Here is an 18,514-nt window from a genome sequence, read left to right as displayed (position 1 = left end):
CGACCCACGCCTCGCGCCAGTCGGGCGTGACGGCGAGACCCAGGTCGCGGCCACCTCCCTCAGCAAGACCGCACGTCCCAGGGGACCAGCACATCCATGAGCCTACGTCCGGGGTCCCGCGGCGAGAAACGTTACGAAACGCGCGCCGAGCAGCGCATCGATCAGTTGCGCGTGCCGCCGCAGTCGGTCGAGGCCGAACAGGCCGTGCTGGGCGGCCTGATGCTGGCGCCCGACGCCTACGACCGCGTCGCCGACCAGCTGGTCGAGGAAGACTTCTACCGCCGCGACCACCAGCTGATCTACCGCGCGATCCGCGAGCTGGCCGAGAAAAACCGTCCCTTCGACGCCGTGACCCTGGGCGAATGGTTCGACTCGATGGGCCTGTCCGAGCAGGTCGCCGGCGGCGCCTATCTGATCGAACTCGCCAGCACCACGCCCTCGGCGGCCAACATCGCCGCCTACGCCGAGATCGTGCGCGACAAGGCGGTGCTGCGCCAGCTGATCGAGGTCGGCACCGGCATCGTCAACGACGGCTTCCAGCCCGACGGCCGCGACAGCGGCGAGATCCTGGCCAAGGCCGAGCAAGAGGTGTTCGCGATCGCCGAAGCCGGCGCGCGCGGCCGTACCGATTTCACCCCGGTCAACAAGGCGCTGTCGGAAGCCTTCGACGTGCTGCAGACGCGCTACGCCAACGGCGGCAGCGTGACCGGCCTGCCGACCGGCTACACCGAATTCGACGAGATGACCGCGGGCCTGCAGAACACCGACCTGCTGATCATCGCCGCGCGTCCGGCCATGGGTAAGTGCGTCGCCCACGATTCCGAAATCGTGCTCGACGACGGCAGCGTGGTCAGCATCGAGCGTTTGTTCGACGGCCACCGCGGCGCAGCGGTCGCTACCTTGGGCGACGACTTTCGCTTGTCGCGGCAGGTGCCCAGCGACTACGTCGACGATGGCCTCAAACCGGTGTTCGAGGTCACGACTGCGCTGGGTCGACGCATCGAAACCACCTTGAGCCACCCCTATCTGACGGTGGAAGGCTGGAAGCCGCTGCACGAGCTGGCCGAGGGCGACAGCATCGCGGTGCCTCGCAGCCTGCCGGTGTTCGGCAGCGAGCGCTGGCGCGATTGCGAACTCAGGCTGCTGGGGTATCTGATCGGCGACGGTGGGCTCACCGGCGCCACGCCGCGCTTCACCAACTCGAACCCCCGCATCGTCGAGGACTTCACCGCGGCCTCGCGGGAGTTCGGCGGGGTCGTGGTCAGGCAGACCGAAAAACGCGCCGGCTTCGCCCCGAGCATGGCGGTGATCGCCGACGCGGGCGAGGTCGCGGCGCAGCGCCGCGGTTTCTCGGCCGCACTGCAGCACGCGCTCGCCGGTCGCGGTTTGAGCCAGAACGCGGTCGCCAGGCAGCTCGGCGTCTCGCCCGCGTCGCTGAGCCATTGGCGGCATGGGCGTACCGTGCCTGCCGCAGCGGTTTTCGAGCGGCTGTGCCAAGTGCTCGAGCTGCGTCCCGAGACGCTCGCGCCCGAAGGGATCGCCTCGGCCAGGCGCAACCAGCGTAATCCGCTCGCGCAGTGGCTGTCCGGGTTGGGGCTGCTCGGCCAGGGCTCCGCCGGAAAGTTCATTCCCGAGGCGGTGTTCAGACTGGACGCCGAATCCTTGGCGACTTTCGTGAATCGCCTGTTCGCTACCGACGGCTGGGCCACGGTTACCCGCGCGGGGCAGGCCCAGATCGGCTATGCGAGCGTCAGCGAACGCCTGGTTCGGCAGTTGCAGCATGTGTTGCTGCGCTTCGGCGTGATCGCGGCGATTCGTCATCGCTGGGTGCGCTACCGCGACACCCGGCGCTCGAGCTGGCAACTGGATATCACGCATAACGCATCGTTGCGCCTGTTCTGCGAGCGTATCGGCATGTTCGGCAAGGAACCGGCCGTAGCGCGCGTGCTAGCGGCGCTGGACGCGCATCCGCCCAAGGTCAATCGCGATCTGGTGCCGGCGGCCGTGTGGCAGCGGATCGAAGACTGCAAGGGCGAGCTGAGTTGGGCCGAACTGGCGCGGCGTGCCGGCGTGGCGGATTCGAACCCGCATCCAGGCAAGCGCGCGATGAGCCGCGCCCACCTGGCGAAGTTCGCCCTGGCGCTGGGCGACCCGACATTGCGCGCGCTGGCGTCGAGCGACGTCTACTGGGACCGGATCGTGTCGATCGTCCCTCTGGGCGAGAAGCAGGTCTATGACCTCACCATTCCCGATACGCATAACTTCATCGCCAACGATGTGTGCGTGCACAACACCACCCTGGCCCTGAACATGGCCGAGTACGCCGCCTTCCGCAGCAAGAAGGCGGTGGCGGTGTTCTCGATGGAAATGTCGGCCAGCCAGCTCGCTTTGCGCCTGATCTCCTCGGTGGGTCGCGTCAACGCCCAGCGCCTGCGCTCGGGCCAGCTCGAGGACGAGGACTGGAGCCGCGTGACCAGCGCGATCCGTCAGCTGCGCGAGGCCAAGATCTTCATCGACGACACCCCGGGCCTGTCGCCGGACGTGCTGCGCGCCAAGTCGCGCCGCCTCAAGCGCGAGCACGACCTGGGCCTGATCGTGATCGACTACCTGCAGCTGATGTCGGTGCCCGGCAACAGCGAGAACCGCGCCACCGAAATCTCCGAGATCTCGCGCTCGCTCAAGCACCTGGCCAAGGAACTCAACCTGCCGGTGATCGCGCTGTCGCAGCTCAACCGCTCGCTGGAACAGCGCGCCGACAAGCGCCCGGTGATGGCCGACCTGCGCGAATCCGGCGCCATCGAGCAGGACGCCGACGTGATCGTCTTCATCTACCGCGACGATTACTACAACAAGGAAACCTCGCCGGACAAGGGCCTGGCCGAGGTCATCATCGGCAAGCAGCGTTCCGGCCCGACCGGCTCGCTCAAGCTCAAGTTCTTCGGCGAGTACACCCGTTTCGACAACCTCGCGCACGACTCGGTGGGGTCGTTCGAGTAAGCGACCTGGCCGGGGCGCGCAAGGCGGCCCGGTCTTGGACCCAGCGCGGCCGCGTCGGTCGCGGTCCATGAGGGCAGGGCAGGGCGAGGCAAGGTCGTCCGCCCGAGCCCGCCCCGGAGCGAGGCGCTCGGCGCGGACGGCCATGCGCGCCGCCGTTCGTCGTGCTAGCGGCGGATGTGATCGACGTGGCAGCGCGCGCGCCGGCGACGGTTCAGACTGAAAGGGCCAGACTGCCGCGCAGACACGATGCCGCGCTTGACGCGGTCGTGACGACGCGCGGCGCATGTTGGCCGTGGCCCCCACTCCTACCGGTGAATCCGCATGAACGCCAAACTCAAATCCACGATCGCCGTCGCCCTGATGTCCTGCGTCATGGTCACGGGCGCCGCCGGCGCCCAGACCAAGTCCAAGACCAAGGCCAAGCAGCCGCATTGCTACGACGTCGAGGTGCAGCGTCCGAAGGAAGTGAAGGACAAGCACAAGATCACCGGCACCGCCCTGGGCGCGGTCGCGGGCGGCCTGCTCGGCAATCAGGTCGGCGGCGGCAACGGCAAGAAGGTCGCGACCGCGGCCGGCGCCGTCGGCGGTGCCCTGGTCGGGCGCAAGATCCAGGAAAATCAGCAGAACAAGACCGAGACCGTGATCGAGCGTCGCTGCGACTGATCGCGCGATCGCTGTCTCGAAGGACGGGCCGGCCTAGCTGGCCCGTTTTTTTTGCGCCGCCGCGCGCCAGGCATGACAAACGTAACTTGCGCCAGCCGACCCGCTCGAACAGCATCCGCTAGCGGTCCCCTCGAGTGCGTACATGCAGCGACTGATCGAAGTGCGTACTTACCGGCTCAAGCCCGAGTCGGGCACCCGGTTCGAACAGGTCATGACCCGGCGCGCGCTGCCGCTGTTGCGCGAACGCGGCATGGACGTGGTCGCGTTCGGGCGCAGCCGGCACGAGCACGAAAGCTGGTACCTGATCCGCGCCTACCGCGACCAGGCCGACCTGGTCGCGCAGCAAGACGCCTTCTACTCCTCCGCGATCTGGCGCGAAGGCCCGCGCGCCGACGTCGTCGGCTGCATCGAGGACTACCTCAATACCTTGCTGTGGTTGTCGGACGCGGCCATCGACGAGCTGCGCACGGCGATTTGAATTCATCGGTCCCGGCGCCTCGCGCCGGGCGACTTCCCCTCGTTGCCAGGACGACCCCTCCGCATGCGCGCCATCGCGTTCGCCGCCTTGCTTTCCTTCGCCGGTTTCCTCCACGCGGCCGATCGCGCCGCGCCCCTGCGTCAGTCCTTCGATCTGCAGGTGCCGGCCGCGCCCGCGCCGGTGCATATGGACGGCGCGTCGGTGCTGGTCTACGAGCTGCATGCGACCAACTTCAGCAACGAGCCGCTGCGCCTGCTGGGCGTGGAAGCGCGCGACGCCGGACGCGGGCAGGCGTTGGCGAGCTACGAAGGCGAAGCGCTGACGCGCCGCTTCGATCGCATCGCGGCGGTCAAGGACAGCGACGCGCTGACCCTGGCACCCGGTCAGCGCGGCGTGCTGTACCTGGAACTGACGCTGCCAGCGAACGTGCCGGCGCCGCAGCGGCTCGCCCATCGCCTACGCTACTCGGTGGCCGGCAACGACACGCCGCAGTCGGTCGACGGCGGCGAAGTCGCGGTAGCCGCGGCACCGCGCCTGATCCTGGGCGCGCCGGTGCGCGGCGGCCCCTGGATCGCGATCCATCATCCGGACTGGGCGCGCGGTCACCGCCGCGTGCTCTACACCGTCGACGGCAAGGCGCGTATCCCAGGGCGCCACGCGATCGACTGGGTCAAGCTCGATGCCCAGGGCCGCACCAGCCAGGGCGACAAGGACCTGGTCGCCAACACCTACGGCTACGGCGCCGAAGTGGTGGCGGTGGCCGACGCCACCGTGGTGGCGGTGCGCGACGACGTCGCCGAAACCGTGCGCATCTCCGAACACGGCAAGCAGACCCTGGGCGAGGCCACCGGCAACTATGTAGCGCTGGACCTGGGCGACGGCCGCTACGCGTTCTACGAGCACCTCAAGACCGGCAGCGCGCGCGTGCGAACCGGCCAACGCGTGCGCCGTGGCGAGGTCCTGGCCGCGCTGGGCTTCACCGGCGACTCCACCGGCCCGCATCTGCACTTCCACGTCTCCGACCGCAATTCGCCGCTGGGCGCGGAGGGCGTCGCCTTCGAACTGCGGGGTTTCCGCGTGCTGGGCCGCTATCCGGATCTGTCTCAGCTCGGCAAGACGCCGTGGACGCCGCCGCAGGCGTCCGAACGGCTGACGCGCGAACGCGAGCGGCCGGCGCCGAATACGGTGCTGGAGTTCGAGGACTGAGCACGCGCCTTTAGCTGCTCTCAGTGCGCTTAGGCCCTCTCCCGCTTGCGGAGTGAGGGGCGTCGCTTGCGAGCCACTGGCTCACGCCGCACCGAACGCCCGAGCGCTGTGCGGTCGGGCCGGGATGCGGGTTGGGGTGCGGGCAGACGCAGSCGTGCAACKCCARCCTCMGYCGCWGCCCACATCCGCCCTCCGCGCACCTTCCCAACTTTGCACTCTTTCGGTCGCCGCAAGCGCGAGCAGGAACAGCAGGCACCCGCTCATTCCATCGCAACCTTGCTTAGCCCCTCTCCCGCTTGCGGGAGAGGGGTTGGGGTGAGGGCCGCCGCAGCCGTGCAACGCCAACTTCAGCGCCCTCCAAGCACTTTCCCAGCTTTGCACTTCCTTCGGCTGCGGTAAGCGGGAGCAGCGATACCCCAACCCGACAGCCTGCGCACGCCCGCCAGCCGATAAACTAGCGCGATGGCACGTCCGACTTCCGCAAGCATCCACACCGACGCCCTGCGTCACAACCTCGCCCAGGCGCGCGCGCGCGCGCCGCACAGCCGCGTCATGGCGGTGGTCAAGGCCGACGGCTACGGCCACGGCCTGGAGCGCGTCGCCCGTGCCCTGGAAGGCGCCGACGCCTTCGGCGTGGCGGCCTTGTCCGACGCCGACCGCCTGCGCGCGGCCGGCCTGTCGCAACCCATCGTGCTGCTGTCGGGCTTCGACGAAGCCGACGATCTGCCGCAACTGCGCCGTCTCGGCGTGGAAACCGTGGTCCACCACCTCAGCCAGATCGAAATGCTGGAGCAGGCCGCCGACGGCGAGCCGATCCGCTGCTGGCTCAAGGTCGACACCGGCATGCACCGGCTGGGCTTCGCGCCCGAGCAGGTGCGCGAGGCCTACGCGCGCCTGTCCGCCTTGGCGGGCGTGGCCGACGGCATCGTGCTGATGAACCATTTCGCCAGCTCCGACGAATTCGCCAATCCGCAAACGCCCGCGCAGCTGCGCGCGTTCGGCGACGCCACCGCCGGGCTCGGCGGCGCGCGCTCGCTGGCCAATTCCGCCGCCGTGCTGGGCTGGCCCGACGCGCACGCCGACTGGATCCGCCCCGGCGGTGCCCTGTACGGCATCTCGGTGGTGGAGGGCACCACGGGTGCCGACTTCGGCCTGCGCCCGGCGATGACCCTGTCCACGCGCCTGATCGCGGTCAACCGCGTGCGCCGCGGCGAGCGCATCGGCTACGCCGCGACTTGGGAATGCCCGGAAGACATGAACGTCGGCGTGGCCGCGATCGGTTACGGCGACGGCTACCCGCGCGCCGCGCCCTCGGGCACGCCGGTATTGGTGGGCGGCCAGGCCACCCAGGTGATCGGCCGCGTCTCGATGGACCTGATGACCATCGACCTGCGCGGCATCCCCGACGCCCGCGTCGGCGATCCGGTGACGCTGTGGGGCCCGGAGCTGCCGGTGGAACGCATCGCCGAGGTCTCGGGCACGATCGGTTACGAGCTGACCTGCTCGATCACGCGTCGGGTGCGTTTCGTCGAGACCTGAGCGGTCGCGGTCGCTGGCATGCTGGCCGTGGAATGCCGGTGCGCGCGGCGACGTGAGTCTCTCTGAATCGTGACCCGTGTCACGCTTTGTGAGGCAAAACCCCGGCGCCTCGGCGTGCGCTTTATTTTCCTATTTGGATAAGTTTGGCTGATCGGGCGCGTTTCGCGCCCAAGCCAACGGCCGCTCCGTCCGGAAGCGGCCGACTTTCCACTAGGGGGATCGATGAAGCAGAGCAAGTTGATGTACGCGCTGGGTCTGGGCCTGGCCACGATGGTGGCCACCACCGCCGTCGCAGCGCAGGACCAGCCCAACCCGAATCGCGTCTGGGTCAAGTTCAAGGCCGGTACCGCCAGCGCCGCCGCCGGCAAGAGCGCCGGCGCTTCGACCCTGAGCCTGGGCCAGCGCGTCCAGGCCCTGCGCGGCAAGCTGACCGCCGCGCGCGCCGGCGACGCGGTCGTCAACCACCAGTTCGACCGCCTCAACAGCGCGGTGATGACCCTGTCCTCGCCTGAGGCCGTCAAGGCCCTGCGCAGCAATCCCGATGTGGAATCGGTCGAGATCGACCAGCCGCGTTACCTGCAGGCGCAGACCGTCCCTTACGGCATCGACAAGGTGCAGGCGCGCAATGTGTGGGACGTCAACCAGGACGGCGTGCTCGACGTCGGCGCGCCCACCGGCGCGGGCATCAAGGTCTGCGTGATCGACTCGGGCATCAACAAGACCCATGAGGATTTCGCGGGCGTCGCCATGACCGGTTACCCGACCGGCTGGGACACCGACACTTGCGGCCACGGCACCCACGTTGCCGGCACCATCGCCGCGACCAACAACGGCACCGGCGTGGTCGGCGTGAGCCCGGGCAAGGTCTCGCTGCACATCATCAAGATCTTTGGCACCAACGGCACCAACGGCAGCGGCCATGGCCAGTGCACCTGGACCTATTCGTCGACCCTGGTCGACGCGGCCAACCGCTGCAGCACCGCCGGCGCCAAGATCATCAGCATGAGCATCGGCGGCCCGACCTTCTCGACATCCGAACAGACCGCGTTCCAGACCCTGGCCAACAACGGCGTGCTCGCGGCCGGCAACGACGGCGATTCCAGCCTCAGCTACCCGGCGTCCTACAGCTCGGTGGTGTCGGTGGCGGCGGTGGACTCGGCCAACGTCAAGGCCGATTTCTCGCAGTTCAACAGCGCCGTCGACATCGCCGCGCCGGGCGTGGACGTACTCAGTACCTATCCGCAGAAGAACGACCCGCTGCTGGTTGGCAGCTCCAGCTTCGCCGCGATACCGATCGGCGGTTCCAAGCAGACCAATGCCAGCGCGGGCTGGGTCAACGGCGGCCTGTGCCAGACCACGTCCACCACCTGGCGCAACAAGATCGTGCTGTGCCAGCGCGGCACCAGCACCTTCGTCGACAAGATCACCAAGGTCCAGTCCAGCCGCGCTCTGGGCGTGGTGATCTACAACAACGTCGACGGCGAGCTGCGCATCGGTATGTACGACGCCAACAGCAACGCGCTCACCACCACGCTGCCGGGCGTCGGCATCAGCAAGGCCGACGGCGAAGCCATCCTGGCCGGTCTGGCCGGTCAGACCATGACGGTCGACGCTACGCCGTCGTTGTCCAATACCGCCTACCAGAACATGAACGGTACCTCGATGGCGGCCCCGCACGTGTCGGGCGCGGCCGCGGTGGTGTGGAGCGCCAAGCCGACCGCGACCGCGGCGCAGGTGCGCGATGCCCTGCTGACCACGGCGCAGGACATCGACGCCGCCGGTTACGACAACAACACCGGCTGGGGCCTGGTCCAGACCAAGTCCGCGATCGACGAGTTGCTGTCGCCCTGAGCACGCCCAGCCCCGGACGGGGCCCGATGCCTCGGGCCCCGTCCCCGGCGCCTGGTTTTATGGCGCAATAAATACGGATTATTGGTGCCAGTTGATGCGGCGGGTATCTCTACAGGCTGTCCAGAACTGAGAAGTCCTGCATAAAACGGCACGCTTTTTCCCTGATGGGTAGGGGGGCAGGCGACTGCCCCCGTTTGGATTAGTCGGTCGATTGAGCGCTTACGGCACGCTCAAGCCACAAGGCCGCTCCGCCCGGAGCGCGACCGACCTTCCATTGGGGGATCGATGAAGCAGAGCAAGTTGATGTACGCGCTGGGCCTGGGCCTGGCCACGATGGTCGCTGCCAGCACCGCTGCGGCGCAGGAACAGCCCAACCCGAACCGCGTTTGGGTCAAGTTCAAGGCTGGCACCGCCAGCGCCGCCGCCGGCAAGAGCGCCGGTGCCTCGACCCTGAGCCTGGGTCAGCGCATCCAGACGCTGCGCGGCAAGCTGACCGCCGCGCGCGGCGGCGATGCCGTGGTCAACTATCAGTTCGACCGCCTCAACAGCGCGGTGATGACCCTGTCCTCGCCGGAGGCCATCAAGGCCCTGCGCAGCAACCCCGACGTGGAGTCGGTCGAGATCGACCAGCCGCGCTACCTGCAGGCGCAGAGCGTGCCCTACGGCATCGATCAGGTGCAGGCCCGCAACGTGTGGGACGCCAACCACGACGGCGTGCTCGACACCGGTGCGGCCACCGGCGCCGGCATCAAGGTCTGCGTGATCGATTCGGGCATCAACAAGACCCACGAAGATTTCGCCGGCATGACCATCACCGGTTATCCGACCGGTTGGGATACCGACACCTGCGGCCACGGCACCCACGTTGCCGGCACCATCGCCGCGGCCAACAACAGCACCGGCGTGGTCGGCGTGAGCCCGGGCAAGGTCTCGCTGCACATCATCAAGATCTTCGGCACCAACGGCACCAACGGCGGCGGCCACGGCCAGTGCAACTGGACCTATTCGTCGACCCTGGTCGACGCGGCCAACCGCTGCAACACCGCCGGCGCCAAGATCATCAGCATGAGCCTGGGCGGCCCGACCAGCTCGACCACCGAGCAGAACGCCTTCCAGACCCTGGCCAGCGGCCGGCAACGACGGCGATTCCAGCCTCAGCTACCCGGCGTCCTACAGCTCGGTGGTGTCGGTGGCGGCGGTGGACTCGGCCAACGTCAAGGCCGACTTCTCGCAGTTCAACAGCGCCGTCGACATCGCCGCGCCGGGCGTGGACACGCTCAGCACCTATCCGCTGAAGAACGACCCGCTGCTGGTCGGCAGCTCCAGCTTCGCCGCGATTCCGGTCGCCGGTTCCAAGCAGACCACCGCCAGCGCCGGCTGGGTCAACGGCGGCCTGTGCCAGACCTCGTCCAGCACCTGGCGCAACAAGATCGTGATCTGCCAGCGCGGCACCAACACCTTCGTCGACAAGATCACCAAGGCCAAGTCCGGCCGTGCCCTGGGCGTGGTGATCTACAACAACGTCGCCGGCGAGCTGCGCATCGGCATGTACGATGCCAACGGCAATCCGGTCACCACCACCTTGCCGGCGGTGGGCATCAGCCAGGCCGACGGCCAGACCATCGTGGCCAATCTGGCCGGGCAGACCGCGACCGTCGACGCTACCCCGTCGGTGTCCAACACCGCCTACCAGACCATGAGCGGCACCTCGATGGCCACCCCGCACGTGTCCGGCGCGGCCGCGGTGGTGTGGAGCGCCAAGCCGACCGCGACCGCGGCGCAGGTGCGCGACGCCCTGCTGACCACGGCGCAGGACATCGACGCCGCCGGTTACGACAACAACACCGGTTGGGGCCTGGTCCAGACCCAGTCGGCGATCACCGAACTGCAGTCGCCGTAAGCCTGGCAAGACCCGGACGGGGCCCCACGCGGGCCCCGTCTCTTTGAGGCCGGCGGGGCGGCATACTGGCACTCCCTGGACTGCCCCGGTTCCGCGATGTCCGACGTTGCCGCCGCCACCGCGCTGGTCTGGTTCCGCAACGACCTGCGCCTGGCCGACAACCCGGCCTTGCGGGCGGCGCTGGACGACGGCTACACGCCGATCCCGATCTACATCCATGCGCCCGACGAGCAGGGCGACTGGCGGCCCGGTGCCGCCTCCGACGCCTGGCGTCATCATTCCCTGGCCGCGCTGGACCGCGAACTGCGCGCGCGCGGCTCGCACCTGCGCCGCTTCGTCGGCCCCAGCCTGCCGACCCTGCAATCGCTGCTGCTGGCCACCGACGCCGAGGCGGTGTACTGGAACCGCCGCTACGAACCGGCGATCGAGAAGCGCGATACCCGCATCAAGCAGACCCTGCGCCGTCAGGGCGTGCGCGCGGAAAGCCACAACGGAGCGCTGCTGTTCGAGCCCTGGCAACTGGCGACCAAGCAGGGCGATCCCTATCGCGTGTTCACGCCGTTCTGGCGCACGGCCCTGGCCGCATGGCGCCTGCAGCCGACCTGGGAGCCGCCGGCCCGCCTGCCCAGCAGCGTGCAGGGGCCGGAGGGCGTGGCCCTGGAGGCGCTCAAGCTGTTGCCGTCGCGGGACTGGGACAGCGGCTTCTGGGAGCACTGGACGCCCGGCGAAGCCGGCGCGCGCGAGACCCTGGAGACCTTCTTGGAAGGCGCGCTGGAGGGCTATGCCCAACAGCGCGACCGGCCCGATCACATCGGCACCTCGCGGTTGTCGCCGCACCTGCATTTCGGCGAGATCGCGCCCTGGCGCGTGGTCGCCGCGCTGGAGACGCAGCGCAACGCCGCGCGCGCCGGCGACATCGACACGGCGATCCGCGAGCTGGGCTGGCGCGAATTCGCCCATCATCTGCTGCACCACTTCCCGCACACCCCGGAGCGCAATTTCAATCCGCGCTTCGACGACTTCGACTGGGCGCGTCTGGTCCAGCCGCGCCTGCAGGACTGGCAGCACGGCCGCACCGGGGTGCCCATCGTCGATGCCGGCATGCGCGAGCTGTGGCACACCGGCTGGATGCACAACCGCGTACGCATGATCGTGGCCAGCTATCTGACCAAGCACCTGCGTTACCACTGGCGCCACGGCGCGCGCTGGTTCTGGGACACCCTGATCGACGCCGACCTGGCCAACAACACCCTGGGCTGGCAGTGGGTCGCCGGCACCGGCGCCGACGCCGCGCCGTACTTCCGCGTGTTCAATCCGGTCACCCAGTCCGAAAAGTTCGATCCCGACGGTCGCTACATCGCGCGCTGGGTGCCGGAGCTGGCGGCGCTGCCGTTGCCGCTGCGCCATGCGCCCTGGCGCGAGCCGGCGACCTTGCGCCGGCTCGCGCCGGACTATCCGCCGCAGCCGCTGGTCGATCTGGCGGCGGGCCGCGACGCCGCGTTGGCGGCGTATCGCAAGCAGCGGGAGCAGGGGGCGTAGGGCGCGGCTGCGCACTCCTTCGGAGATTCGCCCCCAGCGGCGTGTGAATCGCACTCGCGCTTCCAGCCCATGATGTCCTATTCCTGCGTCACTGCACGCCGTGGCGCTGGTTCGCCCCGTCATCCCCGCGCGGGCGGGGACCCCGTGGTCGTGACGGCCGCACGCTGGCACCGCCGCTGCGGAGCCTCTGGTTCTACTGCCTGCGCCGTTGTGCGATCCATTCGCGCTGAAGTCACTGGATCCCCGCCTGCGCGGGGATGACGAATCGAGATAGCGCGGACAGCCCTGAGTCTTTCCCGGTTCTCGATTCCCGGCTTAGCCGCGTTGACGCCGCTCGCGACCGCGTGATTCACTCAGCGCATACGCTTTGGAGGGCGCATGGCCACAGCAGAACCGCGCAAGCGAGCGCGTCGCGAACCGATGTCGCGAGTGGATACGGCCTGGTTGCGCATGGAGCGACCGACCAATCCGATGATGATTACCGGCGTGCTGATGTTCGCCGAACCGATGTCGATCGACGCCCTGCGGCGCGTGGTCAAACAACGCTTCCTGGCCTATACACGCTTCCGCCAGAAGGCGGTGGACACGCCGGCCGGCGCGTCCTGGCAGACCGACGAGGATTTCGATCTCGACTGGCATGTGCAGCTGACCGCGCTGCCCGGGCGCGGCGGCAAGCGCGGCCTGGAGCGCTTCGTGAGCCAGCTCGCGTCCAGCCCGCTCGATCACAGCCGGCCGCTGTGGCAGTTCCATCTGGTCGAACGCTACGACGGCGGCTCGGCCCTGATCGCGCGCATCCACCACAGCTACGCCGACGGCATCGCCCTGGTCCAGGTGCTGCTGTCGCTGACCGACACCACTCGCGAGCCCGCCAAGGGCAGCGATCTGCCGCACGCCTGGCTCAAGACCGACGGCGTCGAGGTCGCGCGCCGGGTCGGTGCGGTCGACCGCTACATGAAGCTGGGCTCGCGCGCGCTAGAGAAGGGCATGGAGATGTACCGCGACCCGACCCTGGCCGGCATGCTGGCCAAAGAGGGCGGCGAGATCGCGCGCGAACTGCTCAATGCCTTGGCCTTGTCCGACGATCCGCCCTCGCTGTTGCGCGGCAAGCTCGGCGTGAGCAAGCGCGTGGCCTGGGCCGAGCCCCTGGATCTGGAGGAGGTGAAGGCGGTCGGTCGCGCCTGCGACTGCACCGTCAACGACGTGCTGATGGCCACCGCCGCCGGCGCCTTGCGCAACTACATGATCGAACGCGGCGACAACGTCGACGGCGTGACCCTGCGCGCGACCGTGCCGGTCAACCTGCGTCCGCTCGAACACGCCAAGAAGCTCGGCAACCATTTCGGCCTGGTGTTCCTGGAGCTGCCGGTCGGCGAGCACAACCCGATCCGCCGGGTCGAGCGCGTCGCCGAGTGCATGAATAACCTTAAGAATTCACGGCAAGCTATTGTTGCATTTGGTCTTTTGGCTGCGCTAGGCATGGCGCCTTCGCAGGTGCAGGGGCTGGCGCTGGAGCTGTTCAGCCGCAAGGCCACCGCGGTGGCCACCAATGTGCCCGGGCCGCAGCAGCCGCTGTACCTGGCCGGCTGCACCTTGCGCGAGATGATGTTCTGGGTGCCGCAGACCGGTTCGATCGGCGTCGGCATTTCCATCCTCAGCTACAACGGCCGCGTCCACTTCGGCCTGATCGCCGACGCCAAACTGATTCCCGATCCCGACGCGGTGATCAGCCGATTCGGCGCCGAGTTCGACAAGCTGCTGTACCTGGCGCTGATGGGCAACTGGGACCACACCCTCGACGCCGCCGGCGCCGACGCGCTGGTCGCCGTCGGCGACTGAGCGCCGCCCGCAGGCGCGGTGCGATCCGAATCGCACCGCGCCGTGCCATCGCCCACGCTCCGGGTAGGAGCGGCGCAAGCCGCGACCACGCCACCTCATTCGCCGCCGCCGCTCGCGGTTCCACGCATTCTGTGGGAGCGGCGTGAGCCGCGATCGAACCCCAAGCCATCGCCCAAGCTCCGGGTAGGAGCGGCGCAAGCCGCGACCACGCAACCTCACTCGCCGCTGCCGCTCGCGGTTCCACGCATTCTGTGGGAGCGGCGTGAGCCGCGATCGAACCCCAACCATCGCGCAACAACGCCAAGTGAGCGTTGCCTAGAGCGCACGACGCCCCTCACGCACCCCTGCCGACAGCTGAACTGCGGCAAGTCCTCGTCACCCACCCGTGACGCTTGCGTGATTAGCTTTGGCTCCGCCGAATTCAGCCGAGGACGCCCCATGAAAACCCAGATCAAGATTGCGATGGCCGCCACCGCGATGACCGCTTTGCTCGCCGGCTGCGCCACGGGCGGCGGCGGATACTACGGCGGTCAGCCGCAGGGCCAGTACCCGCAAGGCCAGTACCCGCAAGAACGCCAAGGCATGAGCCGCACCCAGAAGGGCGCCCTGATCGGCGCGCTGGCCGGTGTCGCCGCGGGCCTGCTCAGCGGCGACGACGCCACCGAGCGCCGCCAGCGCGCCCTGATCGGCGCCGGCGTCGGCGGCCTGGCCGGCGGCGCGATCGGCAACTACCAGGACCGGCAGGAGCGCGCGCTGCGCGAGCGCATGGCCGGTACCGGCGTCGATGTGGTGCGCCAGGGCGACAACATCACCCTCAACATGCCCAGCAACATCACCTTCGCCTTCAACAGCGCTTCGCTCGAATCGCAGTTCTATCCGGTGCTGGACAACGTCGCCTCGACCCTGCAGGAGTACAACCAGACCATCGTCGAGGTCGCCGGCCACACCGACAGCATCGGCACCGACGCGGTCAATCAGCGCCTGTCCGAGCAGCGTGCGGCCTCGGTCGGCAACTACCTGATGTCGCGCGGCCTGGTCCGCGATCGCTTCATCCTCACCGGCGCCGGCAAGACCCGCCCGATCGCCAGCAACGACACCGAGGAAGGCCGCGCCCAGAACCGCCGCGTCGAGATCACCCTGGTGCCGCTGCGCTCCTGAGGCGTATCGATTCGGAGCTCGGCGTCGCGCGCGTCGAGTCCGGATCCCAACGTCCCGCCGAACGGGCCGCGCGAGCGGCCCGTTCGCATTGCGCCGAGCCCACCGCCGCGGCATGCCGGCGGTAGGAGCGGCGCAAGCCGCAACCGCGCCCCTGCACCCGCGACGAACCCTGCGACGCCCCGGCAAGGTAGTGCGGTCGTTTAGATCAAGCGACCGGGCCGTCCTTGCGCAGCGTGCCCGGTTTCGGCTCGCGGCTTGCGCCGCCGCCACCCCGAAACGCGTATCGCCGCTTTGCGATGCACGCGCTGCTCACTGGCTGCGCTGAAACGAAAACAGCCGCGCCAGCGGATGCGCCTTGCGTTCGATCAGCGCCCGCAGCAACCCCGCGCCGATCTGCGCATAGGTGATGCCGTTGCCGCCGTAGGCCATCGCGAAATGCACCCTCGGCCCGTACTGCTCGTGCGGGCCGAAGTAGGGCAGGCCGTCGTCGGTTTCGGCGAAGGTCCCGGCCCAGGCGAAGGCCGGCGTGAGTTCCAGGCCAGGGAAACGCTGCGCCACCGCCCGCACCAGGCGTCGGGCTTTTTTATCCAGGCGCGCGTCGCGCCGCGCCGGGATGTCGACCGCATCGTCCTCGCCGCCGACCATGACGCGACCGTCGCCGGTGCCGCGCAGATAGAGGTAGGGGCGCGCGGACTCCCAGACCAGGGTGCGCTCCAGGCCGCGGGTCGCGTCCGCCGCCATCGGGTCGGTGACGAAGGCGTAGCTGCTGCGGTTGCGCGCCACCCGCTGGCGCAGCCAGCGCTGTCCGGCGTAACCCAGCGCCAGCACCACCTGCGCCGCCCGGATCGTATGCCCTTGCGGGGTGCGCAGCAGCACCGAGCGCGCGCCGGGTTCGAGCGCCGCGATCTCGCTGCGGTCGTGCACGCGCACGCCCTGTCGCGCCAGGCGCATCAACAACCGATAGGTCAGCCGATACGGATCCACGCGCGCGCCCAAGCGGCTCAGGATCGCGCCCGGCGCATGCAGACCGTAGCGCTCGTGCAGGTCGGCCGCATTGAGCCAGCGCACGTCGAAACCGTGCCGACGCCGCAGCGCCAGTTCGTGCTTGAGCGCATACACATGCCGTTGCTTGCTGGCGCAGTAGACGCTGTCGTTGCGCGCGAAGTCGACGCCGCCCAGGCCGCGCACGCGTTCGCGCAGAGTGTCCACGGCCTCGCCGCAGGCCAGGTAGGCGAGGGCGGCGGCGTCCTCGCCGTAGCGCTGGGCCAAGTCGATCATGTGAGTGTCGATCTCGTACTGCAGCAGCGCCGTGCTCGCCGCGGTGCTGCCCCAGCCGATGTCGCGTTGCTCGATCACGATCACGTCGTGGCCGTGACGGCTCAATTCGTCGGCGATCAGGGCGCCGCTGATGCCCCCGCCGATCACCGCGACGTCGCAGCGCGCATCGGCGTCCAGGGCCGGGAACGCATGCATCAGGCCGTTGCGCACGGCCCAGTAGGGATAACCGCTCTTCAGATCCATGCGCGGCGCCTGGGCATGCGAGGGGCTCGTTGGGAAGCGACGGGCACAGCACACTCCATCGGCCGTCGTCGCGGAGTGAGCGCGACGGCACGGCCGTGGCGCTGCGGGGAACGCTCTCCACGCGATTCACTTACATGAGCGCAGGCCATACCTCGACCGCAGGCTAACGAAATACTGCCCTTGCGTTTACTCCCTGCGGCCTAGCCTCGGCCATGCGTCGGAACGGTTCCGACCGGAGATGCATCCATGCCTCGTGGAGACAAATCCACCTATACCGACAAACAAAAGCGCCAGGCCCGCCATATCGAACAGGGCTACCGGCAGGAGGGCTTGCCCGAGAAGACCGCCGAACAGCGCGCCTGGGCCACCGTCAACAAGCTCGACGGCGGCGGCAAAAAATCCGGCTCAGGGCGCGCGCGTCACCATTGAATGCCGCGCCCCGCCGTGCGTGCGCAACCGTTGCGCGCCGCCTCCCCATCGTCACTCGCGCGCAACCGCGCGCCCCAGGCTACGCCGCGCATCGCGACGGTGTGGCCGCTTCGCCGCTACACCCCTTAGGAGTACGCATATGAACCTCATCTCCCATCGCCTCGCTTCCGCGCTCGCCGTGGCCCTGCTGGCCGGCCTGCCGGTCGTCGCCTTCGCCCAGGAACCAACGCCGACGCCGCAGACCGGCGAATCGAATCAGCCGGTCAGCGACACCTGGATCACCACCAAGGTCAAGACCGAACTGCTCGCCGCCAAGGATGTGTCGGGCCTGAAGATCGATGTCGACACCGTCAACGGCGTGGTCACGCTGTCGGGCAAGGTGGACAGTCAGGCCCAGGTCGACAAAGCGATGGCCGTAGCCAAGGCCGTGCAGGGCGTACGCAGCGTGGACACCAAGGGCTTGATGGCCGCCAAGCACGGCGGCCACTGACAGAGACGGTCTATGCCGGCACCGATGCCGCAGTAGATCGGGCCGCGACGGCGTCTCCGCCGTCGCGGCCGTAGCGGTCAGGCGCCGGGCGGCGTAGCCGCGTCGTCGCCGCCGACCACTTCGTTCCAGCTCAACTCGACACCCTTGCGATGTCCTTTCTCGGTGAGCTTCAAACCGTGGCCGTCGATCGTGAGGGTATAGAGCTTGTCGCCGATTTCCAGTTCGCGTCGCAGCGGCTTGTCCAACTTGGTCGTCATGGCGTTCTCCGTTGATGTCGCATCGCGGGGCGTATCGCGTCAAGGACGCATACCGGGCCGAGGATACAACGGCCGGCGCGGCTGCGGCGTGGCGCCGCGCGCGCAATTGCGTGGCCGCTGTTCGCGCCGACTTGCGTTTCACGCCGCGATCACACGACGGTGCCGGCGAACGATAGACCTTCCATCCGACACTCCTAAGGAGACCGCCATGGCCAACGTGAGCGCTTTCATGACACCCAACCCGGCCGCCTGCGACGTCACCACACCGCTGCGCGAGGTCGCCCGCATGATGGCTGACCACGACTGCGGCGAGATTCCCGTGCTGGACGCACGCGGCGTGCCGCTGGGCGTGGTCACCGATCGCGATATCGCGGTGCGCGTGGTCGCGGTCGGCCGCGACGGCAACACGACCGCCGGCGATGCGATGACGATGCCGGCACTATGCGTCGGAGTGGATGCCGACCTGCGCGACTGCGTGGAACTGATGGAACGCGCCCGCATCCGACGCGTGCCGGTGGTCGACGCCGACGGGCGCCTGGCCGGCATCGTGTCGCTGGCCGATATCGCCCTGGCCGGCCAGAGCCGGGCCATCGCCGAGGTCGTGCGCGAGGTCTCCGCGCCGCCGCGATGAGCGTCGCAGCGTCGCAGCG

The 18,514-nt window shown here is 68.8% G+C and carries 16 protein-coding genes and 1 pseudogene; 14 read left to right on the top strand and 3 right to left on the bottom strand.

From position 1 onward, the window contains the following. Positions 1-96 precede the first annotated feature (96 nt). The 6 genes from dnaB (at position 97) to ASD69_RS06140 (ending at position 8,734) form a co-directional block, all read left to right on the top strand. Positions 97-2,997: a replicative DNA helicase gene (gene dnaB, locus ASD69_RS06165; RefSeq protein ID WP_082576293.1), complete on the top strand. Its 2,901-nt coding sequence runs from the start codon at positions 97-99 to the stop codon at positions 2,995-2,997. Between the two features lie 372 nt (positions 2,998-3,369). Continuing rightward, a complete protein-coding gene (locus tag ASD69_RS06160) occupies positions 3,370-3,660 on the top strand; it encodes a glycine zipper 2TM domain-containing protein (RefSeq protein WP_235567180.1) in 291 nt (96 codons plus the stop codon). A gap of 142 nt (positions 3,661-3,802) precedes the next feature. Further along, the gene (locus ASD69_RS06155) at positions 3,803-4,138 is read left to right on the top strand and encodes an antibiotic biosynthesis monooxygenase (protein WP_056175083.1); all 336 of its coding nucleotides are present in this window, start codon (positions 3,803-3,805) and stop codon (positions 4,136-4,138) included. 63 nt (positions 4,139-4,201) lie between these two features. After that, positions 4,202-5,344 (top strand): M23 family metallopeptidase, encoded by a 1,143-nt coding sequence (locus tag ASD69_RS06150; RefSeq protein ID WP_056175081.1) that lies wholly within the window; start codon positions 4,202-4,204, stop codon positions 5,342-5,344. A gap of 462 nt (positions 5,345-5,806) precedes the next feature. Beyond that, entirely contained in the window at positions 5,807-6,883 is a 1,077-nt protein-coding gene (gene alr, locus ASD69_RS06145; protein ID WP_056175079.1) for an alanine racemase, read from the top strand. A gap of 222 nt (positions 6,884-7,105) precedes the next feature. Then, positions 7,106-8,734 carry a S8 family serine peptidase gene (locus tag ASD69_RS06140; RefSeq protein WP_056175076.1) on the top strand — a complete coding sequence of 543 codons (1,629 nt, stop codon included), beginning with the start codon at positions 7,106-7,108 and terminating at the stop codon, positions 8,732-8,734. 219 nt (positions 8,735-8,953) lie between these two features. Here ASD69_RS06140 and ASD69_RS22620 read toward each other — a convergent pair whose 3' ends face one another. Next, a complete protein-coding gene (locus ASD69_RS22620) occupies positions 8,954-9,718 on the bottom strand; it encodes a hypothetical protein (RefSeq protein ID WP_235567150.1) in 765 nt (254 codons plus the stop codon). A 154-nt stretch (positions 9,719-9,872) separates the two neighbouring features. On the opposite strand from ASD69_RS22620, the pseudogene ASD69_RS22970 reads away from it, so the two are divergent. The 5 genes and pseudogenes from ASD69_RS22970 to ASD69_RS06120 form a co-directional block, all read left to right on the top strand. After that, a pseudogene (locus tag ASD69_RS22970) lies at positions 9,873-10,346 on the top strand (PA domain-containing protein); the annotation flags it as partial. Continuing rightward, positions 10,326-10,634, top strand: a complete 309-nt coding sequence (locus ASD69_RS22965) for a S8 family serine peptidase (protein WP_343123758.1) — start codon at positions 10,326-10,328, stop codon at positions 10,632-10,634. The pseudogene ASD69_RS22970 and the gene ASD69_RS22965, both read left to right, overlap by 21 nt. Positions 10,635-10,730: 96 nt before the next feature. Continuing rightward, positions 10,731-12,173, top strand: a complete 1,443-nt coding sequence (locus ASD69_RS06130; RefSeq protein ID WP_056175070.1) for a deoxyribodipyrimidine photo-lyase — start codon at positions 10,731-10,733, stop codon at positions 12,171-12,173. A 378-nt stretch (positions 12,174-12,551) separates the two neighbouring features. Continuing rightward, positions 12,552-14,009 (top strand): wax ester/triacylglycerol synthase family O-acyltransferase, encoded by a 1,458-nt coding sequence (locus tag ASD69_RS06125; RefSeq protein ID WP_056175067.1) that lies wholly within the window; start codon positions 12,552-12,554, stop codon positions 14,007-14,009. Between the two features lie 438 nt (positions 14,010-14,447). Continuing rightward, on the top strand, positions 14,448-15,167 hold the full coding sequence (locus tag ASD69_RS06120) for an OmpA family protein (RefSeq protein WP_056175065.1): 720 nt from the start codon (positions 14,448-14,450) through the stop codon (positions 15,165-15,167). Between the two features lie 309 nt (positions 15,168-15,476). Here the strand turns inward: ASD69_RS06120 and ASD69_RS06115 are convergent, their stop codons facing one another. Beyond that, positions 15,477-16,688, bottom strand: coding sequence for an FAD-binding oxidoreductase (locus ASD69_RS06115; protein WP_056175062.1), 1,212 nt, complete (start codon positions 16,686-16,688; stop codon positions 15,477-15,479). 246 nt (positions 16,689-16,934) lie between these two features. On the opposite strand from ASD69_RS06115, the gene ASD69_RS06110 reads away from it, so the two are divergent. Both ASD69_RS06110 and ASD69_RS06105 read left to right on the top strand, forming a co-directional pair. Then, positions 16,935-17,117 (top strand): hypothetical protein, encoded by a 183-nt coding sequence (locus ASD69_RS06110; RefSeq protein ID WP_056175058.1) that lies wholly within the window; start codon positions 16,935-16,937, stop codon positions 17,115-17,117. A 148-nt stretch (positions 17,118-17,265) separates the two neighbouring features. Then, positions 17,266-17,607 carry a BON domain-containing protein gene (locus ASD69_RS06105; RefSeq protein ID WP_200943959.1) on the top strand — a complete coding sequence of 114 codons (342 nt, stop codon included), beginning with the start codon at positions 17,266-17,268 and terminating at the stop codon, positions 17,605-17,607. 77 nt (positions 17,608-17,684) lie between these two features. Here the strand turns inward: ASD69_RS06105 and ASD69_RS06100 are convergent, their stop codons facing one another. After that, positions 17,685-17,864 carry a hypothetical protein gene (locus tag ASD69_RS06100; RefSeq protein ID WP_056175049.1) on the bottom strand — a complete coding sequence of 60 codons (180 nt, stop codon included), beginning with the start codon at positions 17,862-17,864 and terminating at the stop codon, positions 17,685-17,687. A gap of 208 nt (positions 17,865-18,072) precedes the next feature. Between ASD69_RS06100 and ASD69_RS21120 the strand changes: the two genes are divergently transcribed. Continuing rightward, complete coding sequence (locus tag ASD69_RS21120; protein WP_162250616.1) at positions 18,073-18,495, top strand: CBS domain-containing protein; 423 nt, start codon at positions 18,073-18,075, stop codon at positions 18,493-18,495. Positions 18,496-18,514: the final 19 nt, after the last annotated feature.

The sequence above is a fragment of the Lysobacter sp. Root604 genome (assembly GCF_001427505.1).
In the GTDB taxonomy this organism is placed as follows: domain Bacteria; phylum Pseudomonadota; class Gammaproteobacteria; order Xanthomonadales; family Xanthomonadaceae; genus Lysobacter.
The sequence above is the reverse complement of the archived record's forward strand: the minus strand, read 5'-3'. Positions and strand labels throughout refer to the sequence as shown.